This is a genomic window from Escherichia sp. MR (assembly GCF_005280595.1).
GTDB classification, from domain to species: Bacteria; Pseudomonadota; Gammaproteobacteria; order Enterobacterales; family Enterobacteriaceae; genus Escherichia; species Escherichia ruysiae.
Map to the genome: position 1 here is coordinate 147711 of NZ_SZVK01000003.1, position 6045 is coordinate 153755.

8 protein-coding genes are annotated in these 6045 nt (G+C 50.4%); all 8 read left to right on the top strand.

What is annotated here, in order from left to right; all coding sequences use genetic code 11:
• The first annotated feature begins 29 nt into the window (after positions 1-29).
• Positions 30-752 carry a transcriptional regulator gene (locus tag FC814_RS02740; RefSeq protein WP_010348315.1) on the top strand — a complete coding sequence of 241 codons (723 nt, stop codon included), beginning with the start codon at positions 30-32 and terminating at the stop codon, positions 750-752.
• Entirely contained in the window at positions 752-1138 is a 387-nt protein-coding gene (tusD, locus tag FC814_RS02745) for a sulfurtransferase complex subunit TusD (protein ID WP_001209695.1), read from the top strand. Before FC814_RS02740 ends, tusD begins: the two co-directional genes overlap by 1 nt.
• The gene (gene tusC, locus FC814_RS02750) at positions 1138-1497 is read left to right on the top strand and encodes a sulfurtransferase complex subunit TusC (protein WP_032226629.1); all 360 of its coding nucleotides are present in this window, start codon (positions 1138-1140) and stop codon (positions 1495-1497) included. The genes tusD and tusC overlap by 1 nt, the downstream gene beginning before the upstream one ends.
• A gap of 7 nt (positions 1498-1504) precedes the next feature.
• On the top strand, positions 1505-1792 hold the full coding sequence (tusB, locus tag FC814_RS02755; protein ID WP_000903390.1) for a sulfurtransferase complex subunit TusB: 288 nt from the start codon (positions 1505-1507) through the stop codon (positions 1790-1792).
• Between the two features lie 125 nt (positions 1793-1917).
• Positions 1918-2292, top strand: coding sequence for a 30S ribosomal protein S12 (gene rpsL / locus FC814_RS02760; RefSeq protein ID WP_000246815.1), 375 nt, complete (start codon positions 1918-1920; stop codon positions 2290-2292).
• Between the two features lie 96 nt (positions 2293-2388).
• Positions 2389-2859: a 30S ribosomal protein S7 gene (rpsG, locus tag FC814_RS02765; protein WP_001138043.1), complete on the top strand. Its 471-nt coding sequence runs from the start codon at positions 2389-2391 to the stop codon at positions 2857-2859.
• 96 nt (positions 2860-2955) lie between these two features.
• Complete coding sequence (gene fusA / locus FC814_RS02770; RefSeq protein ID WP_000124700.1) at positions 2956-5070, top strand: elongation factor G; 2115 nt, start codon at positions 2956-2958, stop codon at positions 5068-5070.
• Between the two features lie 70 nt (positions 5071-5140).
• A partial coding sequence (gene tuf / locus FC814_RS02775) for an elongation factor Tu (protein WP_137325476.1) occupies positions 5141-6045 on the top strand: 905 nt, incomplete at its 3' end.

The following is a 6045-nucleotide window of genomic DNA, read 5'->3' on the forward strand; positions in this document are numbered from 1 at the left end:
CAGGCTCCTGAAAAGGAGTGTTTTTTTTCATGTCCAGGTCGCTTTTAACCAATGAAACCAGTGAGTTGGATTTACTGGATCAACGTCCTTTCGACCAGACCGATTTTGATATTCTGAAATCCTACGAAGCTGTGGTGGACGGGTTAGCGATGCTCATTGGCTCCCACTGTGAAATCGTTTTGCACTCTTTGCAGGATTTGAAATGTTCAGCCATTCGTATTGCCAACGGTGAACATACAGGCCGGAAGATTGGTTCGCCGATTACCGATCTGGCGCTGCGTATGCTGCACGATATGACGGGGGCGGATAGCAGCGTTTCTAAATGCTATTTTACTCGCGCCAAAAGCGGTGTATTAATGAAGTCCCTGACTATCGCCATTCGTAACCGCGAACAGCGTGTAATTGGTCTGCTGTGCATCAATATGAATCTTGATGTTCCCTTCTCGCAGATTATGAGCACTTTTGTGCCGCCAGAAACCCCAGATGTCGGTTCAAGCGTCAACTTTGCCTCTTCTGTTGAAGATCTGGTTACCCAAACGCTGGAGTTCACCATCGAAGAAGTGAATGCCGATCGCAATGTTGCCAATAACGCCAAAAATCGTCAGATCGTGCTGAATCTCTACGAGAAAGGGATCTTCGATATTAAAGACGCGATCAACCAGGTTGCAGATCGTCTGAACATCTCCAAGCACACTGTTTATCTCTATATCCGTCAGTTCAAGAGCGGTGATTTCCAGGGGCAAGAGAAGTAATGCGTTTTGCCATCGTGGTAACCGGGCCAGCATACGGTACGCAACAGGCGAGTAGTGCTTTTCAGTTTGCGCAGGCGCTGATAGCAGAAGGCCATGAGTTAAGCAGCGTCTTTTTCTATCGTGAAGGGGTCTATAACGCTAACCAATTGACCTCACCGGCAAGCGATGAATTTGACCTTGTGCGTGGCTGGCAACAACTGAATACACAACATGGTGTGGCGCTGAACATTTGCGTGGCGGCAGCATTACGTCGCGGTATCGTCGATGAAACTGAAGCTGGAAGACTCGGTCTGGCATCTGTAAATCTCCAGCCGGGCTTTACCTTAAGTGGTCTTGGCGCTCTGGCTGAAGCCTCGCTGACTTGCGACAGGGTGGTACAGTTCTGATGAAACGAATTGCGTTTGTTTTTTCTACTGCACCTCATGGTACAGCTGCTGGCCGTGAAGGATTAGATGCTTTATTGGCGACTTCCGCATTAACTGACGAGCTCGCCGTCTTCTTTATTGCCGATGGCGTTTTTCAGCTTCTGCCTGGGCAAAAGCCCGATGCGGTGCTGGCGCGTGATTATATCGCAACCTTTAAACTGCTGGGGCTGTATGATATTGAACAGTGCTGGGTTTGTGCGGCTTCACTACGTGAACGTGGGTTAGATCCGCAGACACCCTTTGTTGTCGACGTCACTCCGCTCGAAGCAGAAGCATTACGTCGGGAACTCGGCAACTACGATGTTATTTTGAGATTTTGAGGCTTACATGCTGCATACATTACATCGCTCACCCTGGCTGACGGATTTTCCTGCGCTGCTGCGTCTGCTCAGCGAGGGGGATGAACTGCTGTTATTGCAGGATGGCGTAACTGCCGCAGCTGATGGTAACCGCTACCTTGAAAGTTTGCGTAATGCCCCCATTAAGGTCTATGCCCTGAACGAAGACCTCATCGCTCGTGGTTTGGTTGGTCGAATTTCGAACGATATCACTCCCATTGACTATACTGATTTCGTCAGACTTACGGTTAAGCACACCAGCCAGGTCGCCTGGTAACGGTGGGATCGTTGTATATTTCTTGACACCTTTTCGGCATCGCCCTAAAATTCGGCGTCCTCATATTGTGTGAGGACGTTTTATTACGTGTTTACGAAGCAAAAGCTAAAACCAGGAGCTATTTAATGGCAACAGTTAACCAGCTGGTACGCAAACCACGTGCTCGCAAAGTTGCGAAAAGCAACGTGCCTGCGCTGGAAGCATGCCCGCAAAAACGTGGCGTATGTACTCGTGTATATACTACCACTCCTAAAAAACCGAACTCCGCACTGCGTAAAGTATGCCGTGTTCGTCTGACTAACGGTTTCGAAGTGACTTCCTACATCGGTGGTGAAGGTCACAACCTGCAGGAGCACTCCGTGATCCTGATCCGTGGCGGTCGTGTTAAAGACCTCCCGGGTGTTCGTTACCACACCGTACGTGGTGCGCTTGACTGCTCCGGCGTTAAAGACCGTAAGCAGGCTCGTTCCAAGTATGGCGTGAAGCGTCCTAAGGCTTAATGGTTCTCCGTTAAGTAAGGCCAAACGTTTTAACTTAAATGTCAAACTAAACTCGTAGAGTTTTGGACAATCCTGAATTAACAACGGAGTATTTCCATGCCACGTCGTCGCGTCATTGGTCAGCGTAAAATTCTGCCGGATCCGAAGTTCGGATCAGAACTGCTGGCTAAATTTGTAAATATCCTGATGGTAGATGGTAAAAAATCTACTGCCGAATCTATCGTATACAGCGCGCTGGAGACCCTGGCTCAGCGTTCTGGTAAATCTGAACTGGAAGCATTCGAAGTAGCTCTCGAAAACGTGCGCCCGACTGTCGAAGTTAAGTCTCGCCGCGTTGGTGGTTCTACTTATCAGGTACCAGTTGAAGTCCGTCCGGTTCGTCGTAATGCTCTGGCAATGCGTTGGATCGTTGAAGCTGCTCGTAAACGCGGTGATAAATCCATGGCTCTGCGCCTGGCGAACGAACTTTCCGATGCTGCAGAAAACAAAGGTACTGCAGTTAAGAAACGTGAAGACGTTCACCGTATGGCCGAAGCCAACAAGGCGTTCGCACACTACCGTTGGTAATCCCTTCGGAGTTTTAGTCACCAGGCGGGCGCTTCCAGTAAGCAGCCCGCTTTGGGCTACTTAAATTGAACGCCTAAAAGATAAACGAGGAAACAAATGGCTCGTACAACACCCATCGCACGCTACCGTAACATCGGTATCAGTGCGCACATCGACGCCGGTAAAACCACTACTACCGAACGTATTCTGTTCTACACCGGTGTAAACCATAAAATCGGTGAAGTTCATGACGGCGCTGCAACCATGGACTGGATGGAGCAGGAGCAGGAACGTGGTATTACCATCACTTCCGCTGCGACTACTGCATTCTGGTCTGGTATGGCTAAGCAGTATGAGCCGCATCGCATCAACATCATCGACACCCCGGGGCACGTTGACTTCACAATCGAAGTAGAACGTTCCATGCGTGTTCTCGATGGTGCGGTAATGGTTTACTGCGCAGTTGGTGGTGTTCAGCCGCAGTCTGAAACCGTATGGCGTCAGGCAAACAAATATAAAGTTCCGCGCATTGCGTTCGTTAACAAAATGGACCGCATGGGTGCGAACTTCCTGAAAGTTGTTAACCAGATCAAAACCCGTCTGGGCGCGAACCCGGTTCCGCTGCAGCTGGCGATTGGTGCTGAAGAACATTTCACCGGTGTTGTTGACCTGGTGAAAATGAAAGCTATCAACTGGAACGACGCTGACCAGGGCGTAACCTTCGAATACGAAGATATCCCGGCAGACATGGTTGAACTGGCTAACGAATGGCACCAGAACCTGATCGAATCCGCAGCTGAAGCTTCTGAAGAGCTGATGGAAAAATACCTGGGTGGTGAAGAACTGACTGAAGCAGAAATCAAAGGTGCTCTGCGTCAGCGCGTTCTGAACAACGAAATCATCCTGGTAACCTGTGGTTCTGCGTTCAAGAACAAAGGTGTTCAGGCGATGCTGGATGCGGTAATTGATTACCTGCCATCCCCGGTTGACGTACCTGCGATCAACGGTATCCTGGACGACGGTAAAGACACTCCGGCTGAGCGTCACGCAAGTGATGACGAGCCGTTCTCTGCACTGGCGTTCAAAATCGCTACCGACCCGTTTGTTGGTAACCTGACCTTCTTCCGTGTGTACTCCGGTGTGGTTAACTCTGGTGATACCGTACTGAACTCCGTGAAAGCTGCACGTGAACGTTTCGGTCGTATCGTTCAGATGCACGCTAACAAACGTGAAGAGATCAAAGAAGTTCGCGCGGGCGACATCGCTGCTGCAATCGGTCTGAAAGACGTAACCACTGGTGACACCCTGTGTGACCCGGATGCGCCGATCATTCTGGAACGTATGGAATTCCCTGAGCCGGTAATCTCCATCGCAGTTGAACCGAAAACCAAAGCTGACCAGGAAAAAATGGGTCTGGCTCTGGGCCGTCTGGCTAAAGAAGACCCGTCTTTCCGTGTATGGACTGACGAAGAATCTAACCAGACCATTATCGCGGGTATGGGCGAGCTGCACCTCGACATCATCGTTGACCGTATGAAGCGTGAATTCAACGTTGAAGCGAACGTAGGTAAACCGCAGGTTGCTTACCGTGAAACTATCCGCCAGAAAGTTACCGATGTTGAAGGTAAACACGCGAAACAGTCTGGTGGTCGTGGTCAGTATGGTCATGTTGTTATCGACATGTACCCGCTGGAGCCGGGTTCTAACCCGAAAGGCTACGAGTTCATCAACGACATTAAAGGTGGTGTAATCCCTGGCGAATACATCCCGGCCGTTGATAAAGGTATCCAGGAACAGCTGAAAGCAGGTCCGCTGGCAGGCTACCCGGTAGTAGACATGGGTATTCGTCTGCACTTCGGTTCTTACCATGACGTTGACTCCTCTGAACTGGCGTTTAAACTGGCTGCTTCTATCGCCTTTAAAGAAGGCTTTAAGAAAGCGAAACCAGTTCTGCTTGAGCCGATCATGAAGGTTGAAGTAGAAACTCCGGAAGAGAACACCGGTGACGTTATCGGTGACTTGAGCCGTCGTCGTGGTATGCTCAAAGGTCAGGAATCTGAAGTTACTGGCGTTAAGATCCACGCTGAAGTACCGCTGTCTGAAATGTTCGGATATGCAACTCAGCTGCGTTCTCTGACCAAAGGTCGCGCATCATACACTATGGAATTCCTGAAGTATGATGAAGCGCCGAGTAACGTTGCTCAGGCCGTAATTGAAGCCCGTGGTAAATAAGCCTCAGGGTTAATACCAAAGTCCCGTGCTCTCTCCTGAAGGGGAGAGCACTATAGTAAGGAATATAGCCGTGTCTAAAGAAAAATTTGAACGTACAAAACCGCACGTTAACGTTGGTACTATCGGCCACGTTGACCACGGTAAAACTACTCTGACCGCTGCAATCACCACCGTACTGGCTAAAACCTACGGCGGTGCTGCTCGTGCATTCGACCAGATCGATAACGCGCCGGAAGAAAAAGCTCGTGGTATCACCATCAACACTTCTCACGTTGAATACGACACCCCGACCCGTCACTACGCACACGTAGACTGCCCGGGGCACGCCGACTATGTTAAAAACATGATCACCGGTGCTGCGCAGATGGACGGCGCGATCTTGGTTGTTGCTGCGACTGACGGCCCGATGCCGCAGACTCGTGAGCACATCCTGCTGGGTCGTCAGGTAGGCGTTCCGTACATCATCGTGTTCCTGAACAAATGTGACATGGTTGATGACGAAGAGCTGCTGGAACTGGTTGAAATGGAAGTTCGTGAACTTCTGTCTCAGTACGACTTCCCGGGCGACGACACTCCGATCGTTCGTGGTTCTGCTCTGAAAGCGCTGGAAGGCGACGCAGAGTGGGAAGCGAAAATCCTGGAACTGGCTGGCTTCCTGGATTCTTACATTCCGGAACCAGAGCGTGCGATTGACAAGCCGTTCCTGCTGCCGATCGAAGACGTATTCTCCATCTCCGGTCGTGGTACTGTTGTTACCGGTCGTGTAGAACGCGGTATCATCAAAGTTGGTGAAGAAGTTGAAATCGTTGGTATCAAAGAGACTCAGAAGTCTACCTGTACTGGCGTTGAAATGTTCCGCAAACTGCTGGACGAAGGCCGTGCTGGTGAGAACGTAGGTGTTCTGCTGCGTGGTATCAAACGTGAAGAAATCGAACGTGGTCAGGTACTGGCTAAGCCGGGCACCATCAAGCCGCA